The organism is Vibrio sp. MACH09 (assembly GCF_033238805.1).
Classification (GTDB): Bacteria; Pseudomonadota; Gammaproteobacteria; order Enterobacterales; family Vibrionaceae; genus Vibrio.
In genome coordinates this window covers 1275073-1301594 of record NZ_BSFZ01000001.1, presented here as the reverse complement: position 1 = coordinate 1301594, position 26522 = coordinate 1275073, and the positions used below count along the sequence as shown (strand labels likewise).

Here is a 26522-nt window from a genome sequence, read left to right as displayed (position 1 = left end):
TCTTTTCTGAATTAAACAAGCTAAACGCTCAGTTCCGCAAGGTATCTTTATCGATTCAGTTTCATATTTATTTCGATATAAAAGCCTGTTCGCTACTATTGCTTCTGACACACTAGTCGCGGTCATAACAACAAAAAAATTAATTTTAACTAATTGTATTTAATAATAAAAAGAAAAGGAAAATACACATAAGAGCTTAGTGAACAACAGAAAAATCATCACATCACCCTCGCTACAACCTTATTGTTCTGGCAATAAAGTGTTCTAGATCACGCTTTAACCCTAAAAAGTATTTTTGCATTGAAAAAACATGACGGATAACACAAACACACAAAAGTTTAGTTTTTCAAATCAAAAACTAGGTGTATGTTATTTTCGAAACAAAAATTCTTAACTACATATCGCTCTTTTAGCTAACACTTTTAACGACCAATGATGTTGAGAATTTTACAACTTAATGGCGTTGCTGCTTACACAGGGGAATAACAGCAACCCTTAGAAACATTAATTACCCTACTAATTAGGAAATGGATTATGACTAAAGAACTTGATAAAAAGTTACTGTTTAGAATCGGTAACCTGTCTATCTTTATGATAGGTTTAGGTTTCGCCGTTCGAGCTAACATCGCACCGGATCTACAAGCGGATATTTACGACAAGATCGACATTCTAAGCTCGGCTTCAATGGTTGGTGAAGCATTAGGGGCAACCTTCACAGGCTTTGCTCTTACACTACTGTTCGGTAGTGCTATGGTTGACTGGATGGGCATGAAACGCATGCTACTTTGCTCTGCTTTTGGTTATATTGCCAGTACTGCGGGTCTACTTGCTGCCGCGGTAATGCCGGTTTCTGATATGTCTGTTTATATCGTTTGGTGTAGTTTATTGTTAACCGGCCTCGGTTGGGGTGCAGTAGAAGCTGCATCGAATCCAATGATTGCAGCGCTTTTCCCAGAAGAAAAAGCACATAGACTAAACGTTCTTCATTCATGGTGGCCTGCCGGTATCGTTGTAGGTGGATTGGCTGGTGTTCTATTTAGTGGCATGGGTCTTCCTTGGCAGCTTAACTTATCTCTACTTTTCCTTCCGGCACTGTTGATGATCAAATGGACACTAGCGACTGAGTTCCCTGTAACGGAACGTGTTGCTAACGGTGTAAGCTACAAAGATATGGTGCTTGAACTCATCCGTCGTCCTCTATTCTGGGTATTCTGGGGCTGTATGTTCCTAACAGCAGCATCAGAGCTTGCTCCGGGGCAATGGGTAAACGTTGCACTATCTAACATTGTTGGTATGCAAGGGATTCTGCTTTTGGTTTACGTAAGTGCGCTAATGTTTGTTATGCGTAACTTCGCTGGCGTAGTATTCAAACACATCTCTTCTGTTGGCCTGATGACAATAAGTTGTGTCTTTGCAGCGGGTGGTCTTTACATGCTAAGCCTTGCTGACTCTCCGCTTCCAGCATTCCTTGCTGCAACGGTTTGGGGCATCGGTGTATGTTACATGTGGCCAACAATGCAGGGAATCATCTCTGAGCGTTTCCCTAACGGTGGTGCTTTAGCACTTGGTTTACTCGGTTTCGCTGGCGGTCTCTCAATTCAGTTCGTTCTTCCACAAATGGGGTCTATTTTTGATGCCGCCCGCGCAGAAGCAGCTGGTGGTGCAGACAAACTAGCTTCTTTATCACCTGAAATGATGGAAGAAGTGACTCGTGTAGCATCAGTTGAGTCATTCCAAGCGGTATCTGTTGTGCCTCTAGTTATCCTGCCAATCTTCGCAATTATCTGGTTATACGACATCGTTAAAAAGAGAAACAATAAAAGCGTAGCAACATCTGCTGAGTAAAACACTCTGTTTCCAATACCGTTGTAAATAACGACAACATTAAAAAGAGGCTGGTCATCACTAGCCTCTTTCTACTTATCTCATATCGAACAATTAGACGTTCAACTCAAACACCCCATTACTAGTTTTATTTACCGTTATTTCCGCCATTGATCGAATATATCCATCTGCCCTTGGTAACTCGTTTTGTTCAAACTGACTTAATACTGCTACCGTTTTTGCCCCCGATGCATTGCCAGCGTTCAAACCTGATGGCGCATCTTCAAATACTACGCAATCTGATGCCATTAGACCCAACTCACTTGCCCCACGTATAAAAGGTTCTGGATCTGGCTTACCATTTTTCACCCGTTCAGGGGTAATTAATACCAAGGGTGCTGGTATACCGGCAGCTTTGATTCGTGCACTAGCGACAGGTAATGTCCCAGAGGTAACAATTGCCCATGGAATACTCATCTCATTGGCTTTTTGTAAAAAAGCGATCGCACCCGGCAGTGCTTCCACTCCCTCTACATCGGTACTTTCTTGATTTTGCAGCCATAAAATCTCTTGCTGAATTTTCTCTGCACTAACATCTTGTAGTAGTTCCTTAATCGTATCGCCCGCAGGTCGGCCATGATATACCTTTGCAGCAAGCAAAAAATCAATATTGTTTCGTTCACACCAACTCTGCCATGAGCGATCAACAGCAGCATTCGAATCAACCAATGTTCCATCTAAATCAAACAAAAACCCTTTACATTGCATTGTACACCTCAGTACTGATATTTAATTACGTTCAATAATAAACAAAAATAATAAAAAACCAATCATTTCATTATGAAAATACTGAGAGCTCATCTAACCTATAGTTCGACAATATCAAACAACTAGATCTAGCTATCAAATCCATCTAAACATGCTGGAATAGATAGTCAAAATAACGTTATATAGCAGGACATATTATTATTAATAGAACTCTTTTTAATACTGCAAACCATCAGGTTGATAGATGATTAACGAAACCAAAAAAATACAATCAGTCGAACGAAGCTTTCTTATCCTAGAAGCTCTGGCGGCCAGTGGTGGTGCGGTTCCCCTTCAACAGCTTTCTGAAGAACTGGCAATTAACAAAACGACTCTGCACGGATTGCTGAATACCATGGCTGCAATGGGATATATCAGTAATACTCCTGAAGGATATCGTCTTGGACTAAGACTTAGCGAGCTGTCTCGTTCTTTAGAGAAAACCTATGATAACTTGCGCCTTCAATACAGCACACTCATCCGCTATATGGCAATGACCACAGGACAAACCGCGTATTTGGCCGTTTTATGTGGCACCCGAGAGTACATTTATATTGATGCGATTGAAGGTAATAACCCCCTAACGATCCGTAGCCCCCGAGGCAAACGAGAAGGATTAACCACGTCTGCCATTGGCAAGTTATTTGTTGCATTAGATGATGAACAAGACATAAGACGAAGCCTGCGCAAAGCGGGAAAATTGGATACCACCATTGAGCAAAAATTGGATACCATTGTAGGGCAAGGGTACTCCATTGATCATGGTGGAGCGCAAGAAGGTTTGAGTTGCATGTCTATTCCACTTTATAAAGATGGAAAACTGGTCGCTGCGGCCGGGATGAGCGGTCCAACTCAGGAGCTGACCACAGAAAGACTCTCCCACTTTGCCACAATATTTAAAAAACAGTCTAACGAATGTAACAAACTATAATTTCTTCATGCTAAAGATAAACTTCTAGATATGAGAATAAATCATACCCTCTATCCTTTCATCAACTGTTCATATTATAAAAACGTCAATAATCAGCATTAACTCCAATTATTCTCTCCTTATTTTTTCAGCCCATTTTTTTATTAATAAACCTTAGCGATTATATTAATTACCCATAGAACACTTTTTCGTTTGACATTATCAAACAAATATCGTTTTTCGCTTGTTTTTGTTTATTTCTTTTCGATAAAAACATCTAATAGAACCTGCTAAAGAGATAGCAACAAAATAACTCTAAAAAGGAAACCTACAATGAAATTTAGAAAACATTTTGCAGTGTTAGCAGCACTTCTATTCAGTATGACCGCTTTTTCTGCATCCGCAAAAACAGCACCAACAGGGCAAGTATGGCAAGAACATATTGATGCTTGGGTAGCAAGAGACCTTGATGGAATCGCCGTTCACTACGACCAAAACTCTCTTATGATCGTAAACAATGTTATGTTCAGAGGCCCACAAGAAATTCGTAAAGTATTCGAATATCTCTTCCACAGATTCGACAATGGTTCAAACGCAATTGACCCTGCCATTGTTGATGACCGCACTATTTACATTACTTGGAACTTTACACCTTCAGAAAAGAAAGAAGCGATTTACGGTACTGATACTTTCTTTGTTGAAGACGGCATCATCAAAGTTCAAACAATTGCTTCAAAGCTATATGAAAAACCAACTTTATTAATTCTTGGTGGCAAAGAGCAGAAATAATTTAATTATTATTTATCCGTCACTTTTCAGCAGTAAATACATTATTTACTGCTGAATTCGTCGTCCTGACAATTATTAATTATCAACTAACTCCCAAACCTTTAGATAACGTTACTTCATAAAATCCACAAACTTCTTGAGGGAGGAATTTTTAAGTCATGCATACCGTATTGTTACCTGTTCATTAATAATGAGCATCATTGAACAAATACATACATCCATATATTTTAATTATTTACTTTAGATAATTTTTCTTATGAGGCAGAACGCTTGTACTCTCTATAAACAGGCTTCCAAAATTGCATTTCAAGTTTTTCGGCAACTCTTTCATCCGTTCGCATTGGAGCGACTTTTTGCTTCATCGCTTTTTTTGCTACAGCGAAAGCAATATGTTTTGAAACTTGAGTAATCTCCTCTAATGGGGGAAGCACTGCTCCATTCTTATCTTTTAGCAAGGGAGAGCAGTCTGCTAAAGCCCGACTAGATTCCATCAACATTTCCTTGGTAACACGCTTAGCTCCTACAGCCAATACCCCTAAACCAATACCGGGAAATATATAGCTGTTGTTACACTGCGCAATGTCAATAACCTTGTCTGCGACTTTAACTGGCTCAAATGGACTACCTGTTGCTACCAAAGCTTCACCATTAGTCCAGTTGAGGATATCTTCTGGGGTCGCTTCAACACGGCTTGTCGGGTTTGATAATGGAAACACAATTGGACGAGTACAGTTCTGGTGCATCTTCTTTATGATCTCTTCGGTAAATAGACCGGGTTGCCCAGACACTCCTACCAATACCGTTGGTTTTGCATTAACGACAACATCTAAAAGTGATATTGATGGGCTCTCGATGTCCCAACCCGTCAAGTCCTGTTTTTGCTGAACCAGTTTTGCTTGAAAATCTCTTAAGTTAGGCATGCCATTGGTCAGCAACCCCCAGCGGTCAACCATAAAGACTCTTTGTCTCGCTTCTTGGTCCGTCAAACCTTCAGCCACCATTTGGGCAATAATTGCCTCCGCAATACCACAGCCGGCGGATCCTGCACCAAGAAAGGTAATGGTCTGATCACGTAGCATCTCACCGGAGGCGCTACAGGCAGCGAGCAAAGTACCAACGGTGACCGCAGCTGTACCCTGAATATCATCGTTAAAACAGCACACTTCATTCTGATATTTTTGTAATAGCGGCATTGCGTTTCTTTGTGCAAAATCTTCAAATTGAATCAAGGCATCAGGCCAGCTTCCTTTTACCCCCTGTATAAACTGACTAACAAATATATCGTACTCTTCTCCACGAATACGAGGATGTCTCCATCCCATATACATAGGATCAGATAGTAACCTAGGGTTGTCTGTACCAACATCGAGCACTACAGCAAGCGTATTTGATGGATTAATCCCACCACAGGCCGTGTATAGAGAAAGTTTGCCAATAGGGATCCCCATGCCGCCAATACCCTGATCACCTAAACCCAAAATACGCTCACCATCAGTAACGACAATAATTCTCACATCTTTATTGGCTACATTATTCAATATGTCGTCTATGCAATCGATATTAGGATAGGAAACAATTAATCCTCTGGCTCTTCTATATATACTTGAAAAATTCTCACAAGCGGCCCCGACAGTTGGGGTATATATAATCGGCATCATTTCGCTTAAATGATTTTGGATAAGCGAATAGAACAGAGTTTCATTGGTATCTTGAATCGTTCTTAGGTAGATATGTTTTGTCATATCACCTTCAAACTCTTGATACTGCAAGTATGCTCTCTCGACTTGCTCTTCTATGGTTTCAATCGCTTCAGGAAGTAAACCATTTAAATTAAATGATTTCCTCTCTTGTAAGGTAAAAGCACTACCCTTATTTAGAACTGGAGTTTCAAGCAGGGAAGATCCTGCCTGCGAGACGTAGTACGGCAATTGTTTGTTATTCATATTTATCACTTGATATAATATCTAATTGATAAGCAATGTAATTGATATTTAACAGAGTCTAATCTTAACAAAGAGAACAATTAAAAGTTAAATACTATCAATAAGAAATCGACACTCCTTGTCACGCATCATTACTTATTTAATTGTATTAGTTACTTTATCTAATCGCTTATTTAGTATAGATTACTTTCTTTTCATTACTTCTATTTAAAGCGTTCAGCAGTATATTTAGGAGAAATCAAATTCTCTACAGATAAGATATTATCTAGCTCTTCTCTATTCAGTAAGCCTCTTTCCAATACCACTTCTTTAACACTCTTGCCTGTCTCTGCGCATATCTTACCAATTACGTCGCCCTCATGGTGGCCGATATATGGGTTTAAGTAAGTGATAATACCTATCGAATTGTGTACAAAATCTTCACATACTTTTTTATTCACAGTGATACCGGATACACATTTCTCATCAAGAGCAATACAGGCGTTACCAAGCAGCTCAATCGACTCAAACATAGCTTGAGCAATAACGGGTTCCATCACATTTAACTGTAACTGGCCCGCTTCCGCAGCAAACGTAACCGTCGTATCATTACCAAATACTTTAAAACAGACCTGGTTTACAACTTCAGGAATAACTGGGTTCACTTTAGCAGGCATTATTGAAGAACCCGCTTGAAGCTCAGGTAAGTTGATTTCATTTAAACCCGTACGAGGACCAGACGACAACAGCCTTAAATCATTACTTACCTTAGATAACTTAACTGCTAAACGTTTCAGCGTACTATGAACCATTACATAAGCACCACAATCACTTGTCGCTTCGATCAAGTTCTCCGCTGGTTTACACGAATAGCCACTGATCACTGTTAAGTAACTAACTGCGGTTTCTTGGTAGCCTTCAACTGCATTCAGCCCTGTACCAATAGCAGTTGCACCAAGGTTCAATTCCAGTAAGAGCTCAGCGCTATAGTTAATGTTCTTAATCTCTTCCCGTAATAAAACCGCAAAACCTAAAAACTCACTGCCAACGGTCATTGGTACTGCGTCTTGAAGTTGAGTTCTACCCATTTTTAATACATCTTTGTATTGAAAAGATTTGCGCTCAAACGCATCGGCAACCTGAGCTATTTTCTCGCATAGTTTTTGTAGCGAACTGTACAATGCAATACGAAAACCTGTCGGATACGCACAGTTAGTAGACTGGCTTTTATTAACATGATCATTGGGATTAATAGTGTCATAGCTACCGAGTTCTTTACCCATATGCTCAAGAGCAATATTGGCAATCACTTCATTGGTATTCATATTAATTGACGTACCAGCGCCACCTTGGTAAATGTCAGAGATGAAGCTATCCATCCCTTTTCCTTCAATTAAAATATCATCACAGGCTCTGATGATTGCATTTGAAACATCTACCGGGAGAACACCCAAATCTCTGTTTGCTAAAGCCGCTGCTTTTTTTGTCATAACCATGCCACGAACAAATTCAGGCACATCAGAAACGGTGACATTCGAAATATTAAAGTTATTTTTAGCTCTTAAAGAGTGGATACCATAATAAGCATCAGCAGGAACTTCTAATTCGCCTAAAAGATCTTCTTCAACACGAACATTTTTCATAATTCTAAACCCCATGATAGTAATAATTCACAAATCGACCATAAGGATCAATTTATGTTAATAATGCAAAAACCTTTATCTAACTCGACAGAAAAAATAAACCACCCGATAATAACAGGAAGTATAATAATTAGATTCGCCCTGAATAAAACAATACAAAGATACAGAAAATACATTTCAAACATAAAAAACAAATAGTCACTAACCAAAAAATAGTTATTAGTATTTATTTTCTATAATGAACATAACAAATACCCAGTAATCATAAACATAAACATAAATTAGCTGGCATCATCATGCATATATTGCATACTCTTATAACAATATATGCATGGTAAATTTCAAATACTAAATATAGAAACCAAGCGGTTTTTTCCATATAAGTATAAATGATTGAACTCTATCGAACACAAACAGTGAATAGAGCTCGATCCGCATAATTTAATGTAAGTTTTCCATATCTTCAGGCGCATAGAGTTGGCCATCAAATGCAATATATACCCCCGGTTCTACATACTGCGCTGCCATTATTGCTGAACCTAGGTTAAAACCGGCATCGTTGGGAGAAAAACCTTCAAGTGGAAGCATTGATCCAGTAAACACGATAACTTGGCCATGATCTTCTGCTAACAAAGTTTGTAAATGTCGCGCACTAGAAAACATTGTAAATGTGCCATGAGTGACAACGTGGCCTGAGAGCTCACTTTGCATGATTGCTTGATAAACATCATTTATGTCTTCTGTCGTAACATCACGGCTGTCTTTCATACATACTTCAGTAATATCGATTTTTGAACTTCCTACTCGTGCGTACTTTTCCAAAAACGCCCCGAGAACGCTTTTTGAGTTGGGGGTCGTTGTGCATTTTTCAGTATCATAATAGGAGTCGATCGTTCCACCAGTGAGAACCAATTGTACTTTTTTTATATTATTCTTCATTACTCAGCCTTCAATCTCTTTAATCATCTGTAGGCAACTAAAAATAGTTTGAATCTAATATTGCTCTTCATTAAAAGAGCAATAAACTAATTATAAGTATTATCGTTCTAATACTATTTCATCTTCTGCTTTATCAGAGTCCGTTACTTTATCTGTATACTCGCATCCCCAACCGGTGATAATCGCGAACATCATGACCAATAGTAAGAACCATGCATATAACACGTAAGGTGTAAGCTCCAAAGGAGAAAGACCTGGAACACCTTCAAAACTTGCTGCTGCTTGTTGTGACAAACTTGCGGCTAACAACAATGCAGCTGACCAAGGTAGAGAATAAACAAGTGTACAAGCTAGGTTGCCAATAACATTTGCACGTCGATGAGGATGAACACCAAACTTCTCACCCATTGGCTTAGCAAACGATAAACCCACAGCTAAAATTGCTGGGGCATTAATACTCATTAATGCTGATAAGATCAGAGCCAACATTCCTGAAATAAACTCATACGCACGTGCAGATTTTATGTTCTTAAATGTCTCTAGTAATCGTTGACTACCACCACCATCTAACATCATCTGAATACCAGCAGACAATAGTACAACCAAGATACATAAGTCAGCCATCCAACCAGAAACACCACGAAGAAGTAAGCCATTTTCTACCGAAATGATGTTATCAACTGTATTTAACCCAGTCACCACAGAAACGACCGAGCCCAGTAAAATGCCGATAATGGTGGCAAACACAATATCGCCTTTTTTAATTGCAGTATAGATAGTTGCGATAGCAGGTATAAGCATCCACAGTCCACGAGGGTCCATCATTTCAGCAATACGTTCTTGTGGAACCGGTGTTGAAACAGCATCACTAGATGTTGCAAGAACCAACATTGTTACTACTGTCATAATAGCTGCTGGGACTATATATCGAACTCGGTGTTTAACAACCCCACCTATATCTGTATTTTGAGATGTTGCAGCTGAAATTGTTGTATCGGAGATAGGAGCTAAATTATCACCAAACGCACCACCGCCAACAATGGCTCCAGCAAGTACTAGAGGATCGGCGCCTAACAATACGCCAGCAGGATATAGCATCCCCATACCTGCTGTGATGGTGCCAAATCCAGTTCCTGCCGCTGTGGCGAATAATGCACTAGCAAAAAAAGTAATAATAATAAAAGTCGTGCCAGATGTTCCAGTATGATATGCAGCCCATAGAATCCCATCGACTAATCCTGAGTCTCTAAGAACTGTTGCAAAAATACCAGCAAAAATCCAACATGCTACCGGAGCAATTGCAGTTTCCGCTCTCATACCTTTAAGAACTGTTTTACCGAATATCGCTTTGTCTTTAGCAACAATAAAGCTAACTAATAAACCTATGATTGCACCTACCCACATTCCTTCTATTGTTGCAGATGCCATACTAGTAGCAACGTAAATTGCGACAACAACAAATATCATAATTGGCAAAAATGAGACCCATGGCCCCCCGTAAAATTCCAACTTATCTTTTGTATTCATATTATTTCTCTTATATTTTGACTTGCAGTTGTAAGGTCCTAAACAGTTCATCACATAATTAAATTTTGAGAAATTTCGCGAAGTAACGCACATAAAATAAACCGTAATCACAAAGTGCTTCACTTTACGAAGGGGCTTATGTAACGTTACGTTTTCTATGGTTTTTTGCGAGTAAAATTGAAATGGGGCTAGGTCACAATTTAAAGTTTCTATGTTCATTTCACCCTTCGATCGCTAGCGTATGTCGTGATTTATCAATAAATCGTCAACAGTTTAATCGCTATTTAAGGGGTGATAACTACCCTAGAGGTTATAACCTGAAACGAATATGTGACTATTTTAATGTCACTGAATCGCAATTAAATCTCCCCCGAAAAGAATTTGAAACTAATTATAGTTTCGATAATAAAACATCAAGCAATGAGTTTTCCCTTGTTGAATCTGCATTAACAACACTAAATGAAAAAAGCGCATCTAATCTTAATAAGTACCTTGGTTATTATTACGAATACTACTATTCAATGTCTTCACCAGAGCATATTTTAAAAGGCTTAGTGTGTATAAAAAGCGTAGGAAATTCAGTCTATTATGAACGATTTGAAAGACTTGCCGATAAAGAAGAGCGTGGACAGATCAGTTACTGCTATTACAAAGGATTAGCTCTGTTTTTAAATGAACGAATATTTATGGTCGACTATGAAAGCCTGACCAATAATGAAGTAGTCGAAATAGTGCTCTACCCAAGTTTTAAACAAAAAGTAAGCACGCTTGAAGGAAGCATCATTGGAGTTGCAGCGAACAGTAGCCGTAAACCGTTAACAAGGGACATTGTATTAGAGTACATTGGTTCAGATGTGAGTTTGAAAAGCTCTCTTAAAAGCTGTTTTTTATATGATCCTGACTCAGATCTAATCCCCAAAAATATAAAACGTAAGCTAACGCCTCCTGCCGTATAATTTGTTATTTTTAAATAGATTAAAATAACAAATTATCCTCTCGGGCTGTTAAAAACAAAGTGCCACCCCATCTCTCGGTAACACCTTTATTAATTACCTTTCTCGCCTCTTTATCTGCTCGAAATAACAATAGAGACGATAAAAGAAGGGCTTAGGAATTCACTAATTTAACTTGATACTGCTTTATAGAAATATCACTATTGCTGGCTAGACTAACCGTCCACTCTTCGTTCACCAAAATATCGACAACTTCACCAGTAAAAGTCTCAGCCGTTAGCTGTATCCGTAGATCGATACCATATTTGCCGTTGTCTTTATCATTAATTTGCACTTGCCGCACGTCATGAACACAGTTTGGCTTAAACAACTTACGGATATCGCCATACCAATCACGGAATCCCGCATGACCAGTGAACTCGCCTTCAATCATGTCTAACACAACATCATCCTCTAACTGCTTAACAAAAAACGAGTCATCTTCTGGCAGTAGATCGAACTGCTGGAACCATTTGCGCACAAATTGATTGATTTGACTTTCAGCAGAGTGAAGCGAAGCACCAATTTGCTTAACCAAACGCGAAGCATGCTCCTGAGCTTTTGCTTGTACATCTTCTAATTTATTATAGACACCCGGAACATAAACCATGCCATGAGTGTAAACAGGCTTCTGATAGTTCATGTTCGACAAATAGGCTAGTTGTTCTAGTGGATGAAGTGTCTGTTCAACAGTGAAGTGGTTATAACCAAGAGGACGATAGGAATCTTCTGGGCCACCAATGGTTAAGGAGAGAATAAACTGCTTGCCTTTAAGCTTGTCACCCTCGGGACCAAATGCAAAATTAAACGCAAATACATCATCAATCCACTTTTTAAGCAAAGCAGGCACTGAATACCAATAATAAGGGAACTGAAATACAATCGCGTCCGCTTTCAACAGCGCCGCCTGTTCTTTCTCAATATCTATTTGATAATCAGGATATAAATCGTCCAGTCGACGTATATCAACACCATCTATACTCTTTTCTAACTCCCGCAAAATGACTTTATTGGTATGAGACTGCTCTAAATCTGGGTGACCAGAAATTACTACTACCTTACTCATCGAATACACCTCGTGATTGGTTAATTCGGTGATAATAAATAATAGTTATCATGAAAAAAACCATCATAAAACCAATACACTCTTGTCATCTTCGGCAATAATATAATGGTTTATGAGGCTTTTCTTGCTATGCTAGATGCCCCCCTTGTCTAGTGGCAGAATAAGCAATGAATGACAGCAAACAGTTATTAGTCTTTTTAGATGTGGTTGATCAAGGAAGCTTTGTTAATGCAGCTAAACTACGCAACACCGATCCCGGACGAGTAACAAAGCAAATAAAAAATCTAGAGAACCAGTTAGGTGCAGTACTACTCAACCGTTCAACCCGCTCCATGTCGCTTACCGAAGTTGGAGAGAAAATCTATGCCAAAGCGAGTCAAATAAAGACGCTATTAGATGACGTCAGCGAAATTCCTCATGAGTACCAACAAAAAGTTCAAGGGGTGGTTCGAGTGACTTCGCCAACCTTCATTGGTCGAAAATTTGTTGAGCCAGCTATACGCACTATTCAGCAACAGTACCCTGATGTTGTCTTTGAACTGGAAGTAACCGATGGGAAAAGTGACATCATTAAAGAAGGCTATGACGTTGCAATTAGACAGTGGCAGCCTCAAGACTCAAACTTAATCGCCACCAAGCTTAGAGATGTACAACTTAAACTGGTCGCCAGCCCTGAATTCATAAATATACATGGAGGATTCAGCTCTATAGAAGAGTTACTCCCCTTGCCCGCTTCACTTTATCGGAGAAAAAATCATTTTCGCGATAAAATCCAATATTTTAATGACCAACAAGAGCTAGTAACGAGAAGCTTAAATGGCTACTTTATTGTCAACGACGCGGATCTTATTCTTAATGCTACTTTGGCAGCAAATGCGTATAGTTTAGTGGCCGACTATATGGCAGAAGATCACCTAAAGTCCGGAGATTTAGTGGAGTTGCTGCCAGATTTACAACTGCCGCCAGAAAACTCGGTCTATGCGGTTTACCCCCACCGAGCCAGCACAAAAGGAACGAAACTGTTAATCGAAAAGCTAAAGCAGGCGCTGGTTGCCGAATAGATTTTTCTAATATTTTCCTCACCTGACTCAGCCACTAATGTCGTGACGACTCCCCCCTTCGTGCCAATCAACGCATTCTTGGCTTCAATCTGCTGACTTCACACCTAACCCACTATGATTATTGCCTTTTTAGACAAAACTATAGTGTCTTTTTGGTTATTTAAAGTCCACGAACTTGGAGTTAAATTGTGTCTGGAAATACACACTGGCTGATACTCAGTCTTAAGATCGCGAATACTCTATCGACGGCAATGCTTTTACTCTTACAACACCACCATTTTTTATTGCGGGGTAAGAAGGTTTTGCTTAGGTCATGTATGAAGAATTAAAGGGATTATTATGAAAAAATACTTTGCACAAGCTGCGCTTATTTCTGTTTTGGGTTTCTCTTTTAGCGCACTATGCAGTGACACTATTCACCTAGCGGCTTATCACGGTAACGAAGAAAAAGTTATCGAACTACTTGCAACAAATCCTAATGTCGATGAGCGTGACTCTTATGGTGGCACAGCTCTACATGCGGCTATGTTTCAAGACAACATGCGTATTGTGCAGTTGCTGATCGACAATGAATACGACGTTAACGCTGTAGGCCCAAGTAATGGTTATACCCCTTTACATGATGCTGTATGGGCAAACAATTTGCCCGCTCTAAAAATATTAATTGCCAATGGGGGCGATGCGACCATTGAAGGTTTAGACGGCAATACACCTTTAGAAAAAGCGCAAAAAGAAGGAAGAGACAACATCGTTTCTTTCCTATTAAATCAGTAACAACGCCCTCGGACAGCTGTCTATTAAACAGCAGACTGTCCGTTTTATTATCAACCAATTACAAAACACCTAATAGCCGTAATAAGTCATCAAGATGACCGGTAGATCCCTACAACATGCTCTTTCTCTATGGTAAAACGAAAGTGTCGTCTTAGCATCCACCACGCATTTCCCCCTGCAAGAAGGTTAGCGCCCATGGCGGCAATAACTATATACGTTATGTTGCCACCTTGCGTGCCTAGCCAGATGGCTGGAATGTAAAAAATAAACAACCGAACAAAAGAGATGGTTGCCGCTCTTTTTGGTAGACCTAACGCATTAAAAGCAGAGACCACAACCATACATAACCCCAATGGGCCATAGCTAAATGGAATGACCAACAACGCAAACGCCATCTTGCTGTTTAGCTCAGGGACATCACTAAGCAGGGGTGCAAGCAGATGAGAGCTTGACGCAATAATAATCGCGATAACCAGATGAAAACCCAGTAAAAATTTAGCAGTTACACTCAGCAGTTCAGGAATACGATCAAGACTTCCTTCCCCTAAATAGCGAGCAACAATAGGTGGAATCGACATGGTTAGCGATAATGAGAGAACCAAAATAAAGGTTTCTATCCGCATCATCAAGCTCCAAAACGCGATGGCGTCGGTACCTAAACTGGAGATTAAATACATACCCAAAACAGCACTTACCGAAGGCAATATCTGATTAACGGTGGTCACCGCAGCCATTTTAAATAATTGAAAAATGTAACCTAGATGGCCTGCAGAGAACCTCGCCACACTAAACCAGTTTTTACTTCTGGCCTCAGACAATAAATACCCTATGCAGATAAAAAATGCGGTACTGGTCGCCAAAGCGGCACCATTAATACCCCAACCCATAACAAATATAAATATAGGATCCAGAACAAGGTTTATCATACTGGCCACAACAAGCATCATGCCGGGAGTTTTGGTGTCATCATTGGCACGATAGACCGCAGAAATAAGGTAAAGCAACGCACCCAACGTAGAGCTGCATAACCAAATCGGCCAATAACTAAGATAAGTACTTTGTAGGTTAGAGAGTTGTTCCGCGCTTATTTCACTAGAAATAAATAGCGAAAATACCACCGATTTTAAAAACCATAGCAACAAACAAACTGCCGCGATTAGGGCGATGCCATACACCACAGCAATAAATGCGGTTACGGTAGCTTCTTGTTGATTTTTGTTGCCAATCGCACGAGAGATAATACAGGTCGCAGCAACGCCCATTCCGACCTGAAAACCGATAATGACCGTATAAAAAGGCAGAGTAATCCCTTGCACTGCCAATTGGTCTACACCCAATTGCCCTATAAAAATAGTATCAACTAGTTGCACCAACATAATGGCAAATACGCCAATAGTTAATGGCAAAGTACGATTTAGAATTAAAGACAGTGTTGCAGGTAAAACCGGCATAGAGAGATCCAGATAAGTCAATATGACAAATGCGATTATCTCTCAACAAGTAGCAACAGATAAAGACAGTATTTGGCAATTCATTATTGTACAAATACACAATAATGAACTCTTTTGCCTAACCAGCTTCTTAATTGAATCGGTTATTGCATGGATTTACAACAAAACTTAAAAATAGTAATTGTAATACATCGCCAACTCGGTAGTAATTTGATGAGTGAGGTTTACTCTTATGTCCGAGTTGTTATTAATACTAACTCTATTACTCCACTGGTAGTCTAGATCGACACGGTTACTAGCGTGAGACCAAACGGGTGTAATTTGTAAATGTGTTTTCCAACCAAATGAGCTGGTATAAAGCATACCCAGAGGAACTTGCAGTTGAGAGTCGTCAAAATAGGCGGCATCTAACTCCGCCCCAGTCATAAAATAGACGGACAGATCCTTTTGCCACTTACTTGCGAAGCCGACAAAACCACCCAATTTAGGCCTAAGACAGTGCGTACAGGACAAATCTTTCTGCTCTACCGTTGCTTTTACCTGCCACGCAACGCGGTCGTTGGGAAACAGATCTACATCATTAGTATTTAATGCCGCAACGTTGAACAGTTCAATTTTGTTAATCCACAAATTATCGTCACTTTTGCGAATTTCAGTATCCAGCACAGTAATAGAAGAGTCTTTGAACCTTGCGGTATCGAGTGCCAAAAAATCATAATAAGCCGCGTAGCCTCTAAGACTGACATAGCTGCCTTGCTCATCGCTATAGCCAACACCAGTACCAATATTTATTGGCATTTGCGCTTTATGCGGCGGCTGTGCAACCTCAAACGACCACTCTACAGGTTCGTGTTCATAGCTTAACCGTGCCAACAGCAACAACCGCTTATTCTCTTTAGCGGCACTCACCTCTTCTTCACCGCTCTCTGTAACAATAATCAGCTCTGAGTACTCAGTTAAAATATCCAACACTTTGGATCTAGACTCCATGGATAACATTGAATCATCGAACTGCTTTAACGCAGAGATATCGTCATTAATGGCCAGCGTCCAGCGCTGCTCTTCCTCTGACAATAACAGGTACTTTTGGTGGATACGGGTGTATTTTGATTGACGTTGATGGATAGCTTTCACAAGTGGCTTATTATGGTGCAGCACCATAGTTAGGCGGTTAAAGACGTTTATTGGCATATCCCAAGGTTGGTATTCAATCAGCAGCGATTCATCCAACACAATACCGATAAAATAGGCCATGGCGGTTGAACAGTTTTCTGTCAAAAAATAGTAATCGAATACCGCGTCTCTTAACTCCCACAAGTGCGCCTGTAAAAGCGACACTTCCCACTCGGTTAAATCTAACTCATATTCCCACAATTCTCGTTGTTCGTTTTCAGCGTAAGTATTTGTGTGTCGGTAATAGTTAGTATTGCTAAAACTGGCGTTGTAACCACCAAACAGACCATAGGTAACATATTTTAGTGGGTTATCATCAGGATCCGCATCTGCACCAAAATTGATCCCCACATCTAATAACTCCACCTCTTTATTCGCGTCATTTTTCTGATTGAACTTCATCAGTAAATGGCCAAAAAACGAGGCGGGATTACCAAGGTATCCGGTTACATATATCAAGCTAATACTGTCTGCTGGATTCTCTTCTTTCCAGCGATTGAAATCGCCACACGATTCTAAAGACAAACCAAAATCTGTCGCTAGCTTCTGTGTTAGCCATAAATAACGAGCCGGATATTGACACTGAATATTCGACTTGGCTTCCGAAGAAGATATAGATTGAGCCTGAGAAAACGCCAATAGCGTAGATTGGTACTCCTCTTGAGGAGAGTGATTACCATTGGGGGAAAGGAAAAACGATTGCGATTCAATAGCACTTTTATTGCCGCGGTAATGCAGCAGTTTCAACCACTGAGGATCTGAGCTTAAATCTGGATATTGGCGATGACTTACCGTTTCGGCGTAAGCGATACCTGAAACAAACAGCATCGAAACAGCGCAAAATAGTAAAGCAGTAATGATAAAAGCAAATCTAGCTGATAAATATCGAACAGGTAAATATCGAATAAACAAACTTAAAAGGTTAAATGGCGTCTTCATTACTGCTTTTATTACTCTGGCTTAAGAAATATTACACTGGGTGCTAGAGTGCTTAATCACAATGTTGTAATAACTTTCTGCTTTCGCACTATTACCAAGAGTCGAGTAGTTCGCTTTTGATACTTGTTCTGCAAAATCACTGCGAATAGCCTTTGACACAGCAGGTTGCACCGATTGCTCACAACCCAAAATATCCATTACTGCAACCAAATGCTCTCCACTTCCTTGAACTGTCTCTTGCTCTAACGACGGATAACTTTCATTGATAAATTTAGCTGCGGCAAAAGAGGGACCAGAACAGCTACCCGGGCTAGATACATGTGAGGTGGTTGCCGTGGTTCCTAAATCCCACGTGACATTGGTGGTAATAGCCAATCCACCATTCCAAGTACCTCCCGCTATCCATTGGCCAAGACCACAATCCTTATATAAGTTTGCAGCTTGCACTGGTGAAGCAAGGCTGGCTAAAACAAACAAACTCGTAAACAAACTTTTTTTCATATTTTGCTACCTCTAATAATGGAAATCCATCTGACAAATAATCAGCCATCAATAATAGCCTCACTAAATGTATTAGTGTGTATTGGTATGTAACGGAGTGTCCGGATATGCTTGTTTAATGACACATTATGTAGGTAAACTTGTTAAAAATGACCTGAATTTTCGTTGGCTAATTTATTTATTAATGGCTGACTTTTTTGCGAATGCATTCATATGAATGTCTATTATTTTTATCATTACCTTTATTTCTCATAATCTATACCATGACATTAAAGTACATACAACTCGTTCGCTTACCAAAAATAACAAAGAGAAATCAATATGTTAAAGCAAAAAATGATTATTGTAGAAGACGATCCAAAACTGCAACTCATGCTAAAAACTTATTTTGATAAAGAGAACTTCAATACCTTTGTGGTGAGTGATGGAAGTGCTGCTTCTAAAGTAATTTTGGAAAATAATCCGGATATCGTGCTACTCGATCTTATGTTGCCAGGTCAGGATGGCCTGACAATTTGCAGACAGATAAGAAACCAGTATCAAGGTAAGATTCTCATGCTAACAGCAAGCGATGACGACTTTGACCATGTTGCCGCTTTAGAAATAGGTGCAGACGACTTTGTGACAAAGCCGATAAAACCAAGAGTACTGCTTGCCCGAATCCGTATGCTACTACGTAGATCGGAAGCCTCGGTGAGCAACAGCGATGCTAGTATTCTACAGTTTGGTAGCTTGATCTTAAATAAATCAAGGCGGCGCTGTGAGTATATTGGCCAAGAAGTAGTGATAACAGATAGCGAGTTTGACCTTTTATGGCTGCTCGCCTCTTCTAATGAAGAAGTGTTATCTCGAGATGTATTAACAAGAGCCCTGCGAGGCATTGAATACAATGGTATTGACCGTTCAATTGACAACAGAATCGTCAACCTAAGGAAAAAACTTGGCGATGATGCCATACCACCGAAAAAAATTGTCACGGTGCGAGGTAAAGGATATTTGTTTATCCCAGAAGCGTGGGACTAGTTTTTGTAGTTGTAGTTGTAGTTGTAACGGTAAGTATTGAACAAACTAAGGGTTGAAATGCGACGAATATATTTAGAATCCTTTATCGGGGTCATCATATTTTTTGTTCTAGCGATTGGTTGCTGGGACTATATGATTAATAAAGTAACCCCCGATAATGAGTATATTTTAGAAGAGCATAAAGCAGAAGCACTACAAGATTTGGTAAACACTATTGTTGATACACAAGGAATAGAGGTTGCCGTTGAACACCTACAAAATTACGCAGATAAAACCAAACATATATTGGCTGTTTATGAGCTTGTAGATGCACCCAAGTACGTGAAGGAAGCGTTCTCAATGCCGGACAGAAAAGTGCTCTTTGAGGACGACGACATTAGAGGTATTTGGTTCTACATCAATGACAGTTCAAGTATTTTTAGTATTTACGAGAATAACGAAGATCCACTAAGAAAGAGCATTATGTTAGATGGGGGGCTATTATTCGTCTCTTTCATTTCCGGTTTTGCTTTGTACTGCTTTGCTTTCATTACTCTTATTAGCTATCGAGTGCGCGCTTTAGAAAAAACCACCTACCTATTTGCCGGTGGTGACTTTACAGCCAGAGCCTCCGTAAAAGGGTATAAACGTGTTGGTACGCTCAATCAAAGCTTCAACTACATGGCAGATAAAGTGTCTGGTTTAATCACCAGTAATAGGTCCCTGACTAACGCCGTGGCTCATGAACTCAGAACCCCTATTTTTCGCATCCAATGGCAAGCGGACATACTCAACAGCTCAACACTTTCGGCAGAACAGCAAAGCTATGTAGCCAGCATCATTGAAGATAGCGAAGAGATGGAAGAGATGGTTGAAGAACTGCTGTATTACGCCCGAGTAGAACGACCAGATGCAGAACTAAATGTACAATCGATTAATATAAACCAATGGTTAGAGAAGCAAGTTTTACGATGGAATAAAGAAACATCGACATATTTAGACATTACACCACCGACTGAAACTGTATATATTGAAGCCGATATTAAGTTGCTAAAACGAGCCATAGATAATCTGGTGAGAAATGCCTATAAACACGCACAAAATCATATTCAAATAGTAATATCCAAAGATAATGATTCTATATCGATAACGGTAAACGATGATGGCGAAGGCGTTGATGAAAAGCATTGGCCGTTCCTGTTTGATGCTTTTTATAGTGCTAATGAATCTCGAAACAAGAAGCAGTCCGGACACGGTTTAGGCCTTGCGATTGTTAAACAAATTGCGCTTTGTCACAACGCAAGCGTAGAGGTAGGACACAGTGAACTCGGCGGGGCAAGCTTCCAGTTCTCTATGCCTATAACACAGCAACCAGAAACGAGTTAATTGATTTGTTGATTAACGACAGTAAAATGGTCGGCCTTATTTACATTGCTTTATTAACATATAAAACTTTGTCATTGTTTTATATTTTCACCAAATACAAAGGCCGACATTTCGTTACACAAGATTAATAGCCAAAAATATAAAACAGCGTACATTAAAGACACCATAAATAACCATTTATACGCCGATGCCTGTCATTCACACTCAAATAAATAGAATTAGAACAAACAATCGTTTTGTTCGCTTATCTCTATTTTTTATCACCCATACTTTACTTATATTAAGTACATTATTCTCTATATCAGCTAACTCTCAATCCGTTGCTTGGGATCAAAAAGACGATGTTTGGCTCACTCAACAAACAGAGCACTTTAGCATTAACTTTCGCCAAGGTCATGAAGAGCAAGCCAATCGTGTATTAGATATCGCTGAGCAAGTTCATCTAGAACTTGAGCCCTTTTTCGGCTACGCACCATCTGACAAAACAGAAATTGTCTTAGTAGACGACTACGATTACTCAAACGGCTGGGCAACACCACTGCCATTTGCTCAAATTCGCTTGATCATGAGCCCACCTGAAGATGTAAACAGCTTAGAAGCCAATGACGAGTGGATGCACATGCTCATTCGCCACGAATACACTCATATTATGCATATGGAAATGGGTGAAGGCTTGGTGAAAAGTTTAAGAAATGTCTTAGGTCGTAACCCATTACTGTTTCCACACGCTTTAACGCCTTCATTTATGCTTGAGGGTCTAGCCGTATACCAAGAAACCAATAAAGAACGTGGTTATGGCCGTTTACAAGGCAGCAATTATGCCATGCAAATGCGTATGGAAGTGGCCAATAAAGATCTTAAAGAGCTAGACGAAGCAGCCATAGCCTCACGCAAATGGCCATACGGTTATAACTACTTGTACGGCGCTTACTTTACCCAGTACTTAGCCGAAACCTATGGAGAAGAAAAACTTCAACTGTTCTTAAAAGAGTACAGCTTAAAAGTACTGCCCTACTTTGTTCTACAAAGCACAGCAGAAAAAGTCTACGGCAAAGATTTTGATGAACTCTGGTCTGGTTTTCAAAGCTATTTAAATGACAAATTCGACGGTGATTTAACACAACTGGTCGATCAAGCAGTCAGTGGTAAAGCCCTGTTGAATACACCATTTTTGCAAGTGACCGCGACAAGCAATCAAGGTCTGCTTGTTGACGTCAATAATGGTGAAGATCGAAACGCAATAAAGCAACTGGTATCTCCCCCTCAACAAGAACACGACAGTAATTGGGTAACTCAAGAGCACGCCAAAAACATTATCGCCATGGATTATGACGAGAAAAATGGTTTAGTGGTTTCACGACTTAATCTTTATGCCAACGGTCGAGTTCTCGCAGATCTTTATCTATTTAAAGACAATAATTGGACTAGGCTCACCGAACAAGAGCGCTTAAGAAAAGTTAGTTGGTCCCAAAATGGTCACTATGTTATTGCAAGTAAAAAGCAAGATGGCTTAAGCGAGTTGTGGCTTGTTGATACTAGCATGCAAAAGAGCTCAGAACGCCTATGGCAAGGGGATGTTGATGTAGTTTTAGGCGCATTTGATGTCTCTCCAGACGGGAAGACTCTTATTGCCAGCGTAAAACGTCCGCAACAAGGCTGGAATTTAGAAAGTCTTAACTTAGATGATATCAATACCACACAAACCAAGCCCTCATTGCAAATCAAACCTCTAGCTAACGCAAAACTTTGGACACAGCTAACACACTCCAAAGCGACTGAAAACTCACCAACATTTATGTCTGATAATCGAGTCATGTACAGCGCCGATTATGGCGGTATTTACAACATTTACTCTCTTGAGCTGAACTCAGGCAAAGTGAAAAAATTAACTCAAGAAGTGGGTGGCGCCTTTGAGCCAAAGTGGCAAGACAAGCTGGGTTTGGTATACCAATCGTATGATCAGAAAAACTATACGTTGCGTAACATTGAAGAACCCAAACCGTTAAAGGAGTTTGATATTAAATCAACACAAGCAAACTTCAACTACCCTGATCCGGTGGAACGCCCTGCGGCTAAATCAACACCTAAAGAGTACAGCCCGTGGTCAAGTCTACGCCCACGTTCTTGGTTACCGATCATTACGATGGATGACCAGCAAACCCTTACAGGCATTACGACTAATGGTTCTGATGCATTGGCAAGACACCAATACCAAGTAAGTGGTTCATGGGACTTCAAAAACGACTTGGCGGCTTACAATGTCGCATATCAATACGATAATCGCTGGTTATTGCAAGCCAGTCGCGAGCATGAGTTCACCACATTTACTAATGCAGGTAAAGAGACGTACCGTATTGAGCAGGACGACACAGTGCGACTACAACGAGACCATATTTTTACAGCACTAGAAGATCACTTGAGCTTACATGCGGGATTAGTTTGGGATAAAGACAGCGAAGTTAAAGCACCAAAATTTGGGACTACAACTCGCTATATTGAGAAAGAACAAACACTGACTGGCCTAGCGCTTACCTTCGATAACCGTGAAAGCTACGTCAACACTCCCGGTGTTGGTTGGGGTCACTATTTGGATTTTGTGGTAGAAACAAATGAGTTACTTAACAGTGATTACAGTGGTGAAAAATATCAAGGGCAATGGGCATCTACATGGGATTTGCCTGGCAGAACAACCGCGACACTGCATTTGGCAGGAGGTTATGCCGATAGCGACGCTAAGCACTTCAAGTTAGGTGGCAATGATCTTAGTAAAAGTACCGCGTTGTTTGGCCGCGATACACAAGCGTTACGAGGCTACGATGAATCTGCTCAAGTTGGAAACCGTTACATGACTCAACGTGCAACGGTAACCACATGGTTAGGCCGAGTAGAACGAAACTGGGGCTTAAACCCAATAGGCATTGGAGATATTTCTGGCTCTCTCTTCATTGACTCTGGCGCTACATGGAGCAAGAAACAATCAAAAAAGCAGTTAACCAGTGCGGGAGCTTCAATAACAGTGGAAGCCAAGTTTGGCTACAACTTTACCTTACCAATAACCATGGGTTATGCACACGGTTTTGATACTAAGCTAGGTAAAGACAAGTTTTACGTCAGCGTGGTAAGTTACTTCTAACATAAAAGACAAAAGAAAAGATGCCCTAGGGCTAATGCCGATCAGTTAAGGCATTAATTACAAGATCAATTGAACGATCCTGTCAGTGTGTAAGAATCCGATATCGGTTAATTGATATCGGATTTTTTTATGCGTTTTGAGAGCGAACTAGCAACAGCTTTTAAGTCTTGTAATACCTTCAGTACATTTGAAAAATATGCTGAGTTATTATCTCCAGAGCTTATTCAACAAGGTTTTGAGAAGGCTGGAGTAGCTACTATTAGAAAGCGACGCTTACCACTGGAAACAGTTCTGTGGTCAATTATTGGAATGGCTCTGTACCGACAGAAATCGGTCTGGGATATTGCTACTCAGATGGATATTATGTTGCCAGATAAAAAACCACTTGTCGCTCCTAGCGCTTTAGTTCAGGCAAGACAGCGCTTAGGCTCTGACGCTGTAAAAGAAGTTTTTAAAGCTGTTTCTCAGCATGGATACGAGACGAACTCATTCGAAACGTGGGCTGGGCTCAATCTTCTCGCTGTTGACGGTGTTGTATGGCGAACTGCTGATACAGCAGAAAATCATAAGGTGTTCGAAACTCAAAGTAATCAACATCGCGAGAATACTTATCCTCAAATCCGTATGGTCTGTCATATGGAACTCACCAGTCATCAGCTTATCAACAGTGCGTTCTCAGGTTATCGTACCAATGAAATGGTACTGGCAGAGCAACTTATTGAAGCTACGCCAGAGCATTCATTAACCATATTTGATAAAGGTTACTACTCATTAGGACTACTCAATCGCTGGCATCAAAGCGGAGTGGAACGGCACTGGCTCATTCCGGCACGAAAAGATTTAAATTATGAAATCGTGCATCGAGCAGGGAAGAATGACTGCCGTGTTCGCCTTAAAACAACTCCGCAATCTCGTAAAAAGTTCAATGAGTTACCGGAGTATGTTGATGCACGCCTTGTAAGTAAAATCATTAACGGAAAAGAATATCGAATACTCACTTCTATGATAGATGAAATGCGCTTTCCCGGAGATGAGATAGTTGAACTTTACCGTTATCGCTGGGAGATTGAGCTAGGTTATCGGGAAATGAAGCAGTCACTGTTAAACAGTGAATATACGCTGAGAAGTAAGAGACCAGACATGATAGAGCAGGAACTATGGGGGGTACTGCTTTGTTACAACTTGATACGTCTAGGAATGACCGCAGCAGCGAAAAAGCTTGATAGTGTATGGCCAAATCAACTCAGCTTTACCAGTTGCTCGATGGCTATTACTCAGTTTTTTGCCACACTTCCCCTAACGAGCCCGGGAAATATCCCTAAACACTATGAACTATTATTAGAACAGATGGGTTATTTTAAGCTTCCCCCAGGCGAGAAGATAGGTCTTACCCAAGGCGGGTAAAGTCGAAACCGAGGAAGTATCCAGTTAATAAGAAAAATGCCAATCAGCTTAACTGACTGGCATTAGCCCTAGGGCATCTTTTCTTTCATTAGTAGAGCTCACTTAAATAAGTACGACTGCTAGTTAATTTATGTATCGACTTATAACTGGCAACCCCATGGCTAAGAATTAGCAGATTCAGTATGAAGTGACGCTTTATATTCACTTGAATCCATTTGAGTTAACGCGTCGGTTAATAAAAACTCATTCTCCATATTTGCTTCCATAAATTCTGCAAATCGAACAGTTTTATAATAACTCGCTTTCGAAAATGGGTCAGATGCCACTAAACTTCTGGCATGTTGTTCGGTATCGACATTGAAGATCATGATGGCGGTACCATCCAACAGTGGCCCACATAGCTTTAGCTCACCTGTATTCGTAATCTCTTTTAGATAACTAACATGTGCTTTGAGTAGATTTTTTGTCATCAATTCTCGTTGCTTATCAGATAAAAACGCTATCCAACTCATGTATAAATTCCTTATGTTTTTGATTTGTTTACATTGGGATTAATTTTCTTTGAGGCTTATTGTTTTGAGGGAGGATCTCACTACACCTTTTCAACAATGATATAAGCATGTAATTCTGGTGGTTGATCAAACTCAACATGTTTTATCTTGCACCCTAAATTCATAAACAGAGTTAGAAAACCATTCATTCCCAAAGTGGAATAATACACCGTTGGGCCCATGGTATCGTCTCTGTGTTCATCTTCGTCTTCTACGCCACCAAAAGAGAAAATGAAAACACCACCTTTGTTTAAGCTATCAACTATTTTGGTTATCACTGACCGCTGCTGCTGCAATGGAATATGCCAAATACTGTCCCATGCGGTGATAAAGTCGTACTTGTCGGAGAGTTGGTAATCGCAAATATCCGCATGAAAAAACGCCACATCAGGGTTGCGTTGCTTAGCTATGGCTAACATTTCGGATGATACATCTAGGCCAGTAATCTCTATACTTTCGCTTTGCAGTAAATCGATGAAACGTCCCGTACAACCGCAACCGATATCCAGTGCTTTTGTTTTCTCATGCCTTGTTTTCGTTTTATTTGCATTAAAAAAGGTCAAGGCTTTCTTGTGTTGTTGTATACCGTTTGTTTGATCAAACCCTTTATCCTGCCAGATGTGTGTGATTTGATCGTACGCTTTACCTATGTCTGATGGACTCATGCCTGTACTCCTTAATGCTTGTTTCTATCTGGTTTCCTAATTGCATCATCTCAGTTTCATTCC

Annotated in this window: 21 protein-coding genes and 1 pseudogene; 11 read left to right on the top strand and 11 right to left on the bottom strand. The window is 40.1% G+C overall.

Annotation, left to right across the window (positions count from 1 at the left end; all coding sequences use genetic code 11):
* Positions 1–534 precede the first annotated feature (534 nt).
* Entirely contained in the window at positions 535–1845 is a 1311-nt protein-coding gene (locus CHJ_RS05880; RefSeq protein WP_317917145.1) for an MFS transporter, read from the top strand.
* Positions 1846–1938: 93 nt separating this feature from the next.
* On the opposite strand, the gene CHJ_RS05875 is transcribed toward CHJ_RS05880, so the two are convergent.
* Complete coding sequence (locus CHJ_RS05875; protein WP_317917144.1) at positions 1939–2592, bottom strand: HAD-IA family hydrolase; 654 nt, start codon at positions 2590–2592, stop codon at positions 1939–1941.
* A gap of 244 nt (positions 2593–2836) precedes the next feature.
* Here CHJ_RS05875 and CHJ_RS05870 point away from each other — a divergent pair, with 244 nt between their 5' ends.
* Positions 2837–3562 (top strand): IclR family transcriptional regulator, encoded by a 726-nt coding sequence (locus tag CHJ_RS05870; RefSeq protein WP_317917143.1) that lies wholly within the window; start codon positions 2837–2839, stop codon positions 3560–3562.
* A gap of 312 nt (positions 3563–3874) precedes the next feature.
* Positions 3875–4330, top strand: a complete 456-nt coding sequence (locus CHJ_RS05865; RefSeq protein WP_317917142.1) for a nuclear transport factor 2 family protein — start codon at positions 3875–3877, stop codon at positions 4328–4330.
* Between the two features lie 254 nt (positions 4331–4584).
* Here CHJ_RS05865 and CHJ_RS05860 read toward each other — a convergent pair whose 3' ends face one another.
* The 4 genes from CHJ_RS05860 to CHJ_RS05845 form a co-directional block, all read right to left on the bottom strand.
* Complete coding sequence (locus CHJ_RS05860) at positions 4585–6273, bottom strand: NAD-dependent malic enzyme (protein ID WP_317917141.1); 1689 nt, start codon at positions 6271–6273, stop codon at positions 4585–4587.
* A 203-nt stretch (positions 6274–6476) separates the two neighbouring features.
* Positions 6477–7895 (bottom strand): aspartate ammonia-lyase, encoded by a 1419-nt coding sequence (gene aspA, locus CHJ_RS05855; RefSeq protein WP_317917140.1) that lies wholly within the window; start codon positions 7893–7895, stop codon positions 6477–6479.
* A gap of 441 nt (positions 7896–8336) precedes the next feature.
* Positions 8337–8834: an asparaginase domain-containing protein gene (locus CHJ_RS05850; RefSeq protein ID WP_317917139.1), complete on the bottom strand. Its 498-nt coding sequence runs from the start codon at positions 8832–8834 to the stop codon at positions 8337–8339.
* Between the two features lie 99 nt (positions 8835–8933).
* Positions 8934–10361 carry a Na+/H+ antiporter NhaC family protein gene (locus tag CHJ_RS05845; protein WP_317917138.1) on the bottom strand — a complete coding sequence of 476 codons (1428 nt, stop codon included), beginning with the start codon at positions 10359–10361 and terminating at the stop codon, positions 8934–8936.
* A 182-nt stretch (positions 10362–10543) separates the two neighbouring features.
* Here CHJ_RS05845 and CHJ_RS05840 point away from each other — a divergent pair, with 182 nt between their 5' ends.
* Entirely contained in the window at positions 10544–11317 is a 774-nt protein-coding gene (locus CHJ_RS05840; protein WP_317917137.1) for a helix-turn-helix domain-containing protein, read from the top strand.
* A gap of 151 nt (positions 11318–11468) precedes the next feature.
* On the opposite strand, the gene CHJ_RS05835 is transcribed toward CHJ_RS05840, so the two are convergent.
* Positions 11469–12419, bottom strand: coding sequence for an NAD(P)H-dependent oxidoreductase (locus CHJ_RS05835; protein WP_317917136.1), 951 nt, complete (start codon positions 12417–12419; stop codon positions 11469–11471).
* 167 nt (positions 12420–12586) lie between these two features.
* Between CHJ_RS05835 and CHJ_RS05830 the strand changes: the two genes are divergently transcribed.
* Complete coding sequence (locus CHJ_RS05830) at positions 12587–13480, top strand: LysR family transcriptional regulator (RefSeq protein ID WP_317917135.1); 894 nt, start codon at positions 12587–12589, stop codon at positions 13478–13480.
* 339 nt (positions 13481–13819) lie between these two features.
* Positions 13820–14254 carry an ankyrin repeat domain-containing protein gene (locus CHJ_RS05825; RefSeq protein WP_317917134.1) on the top strand — a complete coding sequence of 145 codons (435 nt, stop codon included), beginning with the start codon at positions 13820–13822 and terminating at the stop codon, positions 14252–14254.
* A gap of 89 nt (positions 14255–14343) precedes the next feature.
* Here CHJ_RS05825 and CHJ_RS05820 read toward each other — a convergent pair whose 3' ends face one another.
* Positions 14344–15705, bottom strand: coding sequence for an MATE family efflux transporter (locus tag CHJ_RS05820; protein WP_317917133.1), 1362 nt, complete (start codon positions 15703–15705; stop codon positions 14344–14346).
* Between the two features lie 22 nt (positions 15706–15727).
* On the opposite strand from CHJ_RS05820, the gene CHJ_RS05815 reads away from it, so the two are divergent.
* Entirely contained in the window at positions 15728–15877 is a 150-nt protein-coding gene (locus tag CHJ_RS05815; protein WP_317917132.1) for a hypothetical protein, read from the top strand.
* Here CHJ_RS05815 and CHJ_RS05810 read toward each other — a convergent pair.
* Together CHJ_RS05810 and CHJ_RS05805 are read right to left on the bottom strand one after the other, a co-directional pair.
* Positions 15874–17817 (bottom strand): DUF4105 domain-containing protein, encoded by a 1944-nt coding sequence (locus tag CHJ_RS05810; protein ID WP_317917131.1) that lies wholly within the window; start codon positions 17815–17817, stop codon positions 15874–15876. The genes CHJ_RS05815 and CHJ_RS05810 overlap by 4 nt on opposite strands.
* Before the next feature lie 21 nt (positions 17818–17838).
* Positions 17839–18318, bottom strand: a complete 480-nt coding sequence (locus CHJ_RS05805) for a DUF3015 family protein (protein WP_317917130.1) — start codon at positions 18316–18318, stop codon at positions 17839–17841.
* Between the two features lie 321 nt (positions 18319–18639).
* Here CHJ_RS05805 and CHJ_RS05800 point away from each other — a divergent pair, with 321 nt between their 5' ends.
* The 4 genes and pseudogenes from CHJ_RS05800 to CHJ_RS05785 all read left to right on the top strand — a co-directional run bounded on the left by CHJ_RS05800 (position 18640) and on the right by CHJ_RS05785 (position 25299).
* Positions 18640–19341, top strand: coding sequence for a response regulator (locus CHJ_RS05800; RefSeq protein WP_317917129.1), 702 nt, complete (start codon positions 18640–18642; stop codon positions 19339–19341).
* 57 nt (positions 19342–19398) lie between these two features.
* Entirely contained in the window at positions 19399–20706 is a 1308-nt protein-coding gene (locus CHJ_RS05795) for an ATP-binding protein (protein WP_317917128.1), read from the top strand.
* A gap of 187 nt (positions 20707–20893) precedes the next feature.
* Complete coding sequence (locus CHJ_RS05790; protein WP_317917127.1) at positions 20894–23839, top strand: hypothetical protein; 2946 nt, start codon at positions 20894–20896, stop codon at positions 23837–23839.
* 129 nt (positions 23840–23968) lie between these two features.
* Positions 23969–25299: pseudogene (locus tag CHJ_RS05785) on the top strand (IS4 family transposase).
* Between the two features lie 105 nt (positions 25300–25404).
* Here the strand turns inward: CHJ_RS05785 and CHJ_RS05780 are convergent.
* The gene (locus CHJ_RS05780; protein WP_317917126.1) at positions 25405–25755 is read right to left on the bottom strand and encodes a YciI family protein; all 351 of its coding nucleotides are present in this window, start codon (positions 25753–25755) and stop codon (positions 25405–25407) included.
* An 80-nt stretch (positions 25756–25835) separates the two neighbouring features.
* The gene (locus CHJ_RS05775) at positions 25836–26459 is read right to left on the bottom strand and encodes a class I SAM-dependent DNA methyltransferase (protein WP_317917125.1); all 624 of its coding nucleotides are present in this window, start codon (positions 26457–26459) and stop codon (positions 25836–25838) included.
* Positions 26460–26522 lie beyond the last annotated feature (63 nt).

Bases quoted from the DNA above. Each gene is read 5' to 3' on its own strand.
- CHJ_RS05820 (WP_317917133.1), bottom strand. From the start codon at position 15,705: ATGCCGGTTTTACCTGCAACACTGTCTTTAATTCTAAATCGTACTTTG.
- CHJ_RS05775 (WP_317917125.1), bottom strand. From the start codon at position 26,459: ATGAGTCCATCAGACATAGGTAAAGCGTACGATCAAATCACACACATC.
- CHJ_RS05810 (WP_317917131.1), bottom strand. From the start codon at position 17,817: ATGAAGACGCCATTTAACCTTTTAAGTTTGTTTATTCGATATTTACCT.
- CHJ_RS05840 (WP_317917137.1), top strand. From the start codon at position 10,544: ATGGGGCTAGGTCACAATTTAAAGTTTCTATGTTCATTTCACCCTTCG.
- CHJ_RS05850 (WP_317917139.1), bottom strand. From the start codon at position 8,834: ATGAAGAATAATATAAAAAAAGTACAATTGGTTCTCACTGGTGGAACG.
- CHJ_RS05825 (WP_317917134.1), top strand. From the start codon at position 13,820: ATGAAAAAATACTTTGCACAAGCTGCGCTTATTTCTGTTTTGGGTTTC.
- CHJ_RS05870 (WP_317917143.1), top strand. From the start codon at position 2,837: ATGATTAACGAAACCAAAAAAATACAATCAGTCGAACGAAGCTTTCTT.
- CHJ_RS05815 (WP_317917132.1), top strand. From the start codon at position 15,728: ATGACAAATGCGATTATCTCTCAACAAGTAGCAACAGATAAAGACAGT.
- CHJ_RS05790 (WP_317917127.1), top strand. From the start codon at position 20,894: ATGCCTGTCATTCACACTCAAATAAATAGAATTAGAACAAACAATCGT.
- CHJ_RS05800 (WP_317917129.1), top strand. From the start codon at position 18,640: ATGTTAAAGCAAAAAATGATTATTGTAGAAGACGATCCAAAACTGCAA.
- CHJ_RS05835 (WP_317917136.1), bottom strand. From the start codon at position 12,419: ATGAGTAAGGTAGTAGTAATTTCTGGTCACCCAGATTTAGAGCAGTCT.
- CHJ_RS05780 (WP_317917126.1), bottom strand. From the start codon at position 25,755: ATGAGTTGGATAGCGTTTTTATCTGATAAGCAACGAGAATTGATGACA.
- CHJ_RS05860 (WP_317917141.1), bottom strand. From the start codon at position 6,273: ATGAATAACAAACAATTGCCGTACTACGTCTCGCAGGCAGGATCTTCC.
- CHJ_RS05830 (WP_317917135.1), top strand. From the start codon at position 12,587: ATGAATGACAGCAAACAGTTATTAGTCTTTTTAGATGTGGTTGATCAA.
- CHJ_RS05880 (WP_317917145.1), top strand. From the start codon at position 535: ATGACTAAAGAACTTGATAAAAAGTTACTGTTTAGAATCGGTAACCTG.
- CHJ_RS05845 (WP_317917138.1), bottom strand. From the start codon at position 10,361: ATGAATACAAAAGATAAGTTGGAATTTTACGGGGGGCCATGGGTCTCA.
- CHJ_RS05875 (WP_317917144.1), bottom strand. From the start codon at position 2,592: ATGCAATGTAAAGGGTTTTTGTTTGATTTAGATGGAACATTGGTTGAT.
- CHJ_RS05795 (WP_317917128.1), top strand. From the start codon at position 19,399: ATGCGACGAATATATTTAGAATCCTTTATCGGGGTCATCATATTTTTT.
- CHJ_RS05805 (WP_317917130.1), bottom strand. From the start codon at position 18,318: ATGAAAAAAAGTTTGTTTACGAGTTTGTTTGTTTTAGCCAGCCTTGCT.
- aspA (WP_317917140.1), bottom strand. From the start codon at position 7,895: ATGAAAAATGTTCGTGTTGAAGAAGATCTTTTAGGCGAATTAGAAGTT.
- CHJ_RS05865 (WP_317917142.1), top strand. From the start codon at position 3,875: ATGAAATTTAGAAAACATTTTGCAGTGTTAGCAGCACTTCTATTCAGT.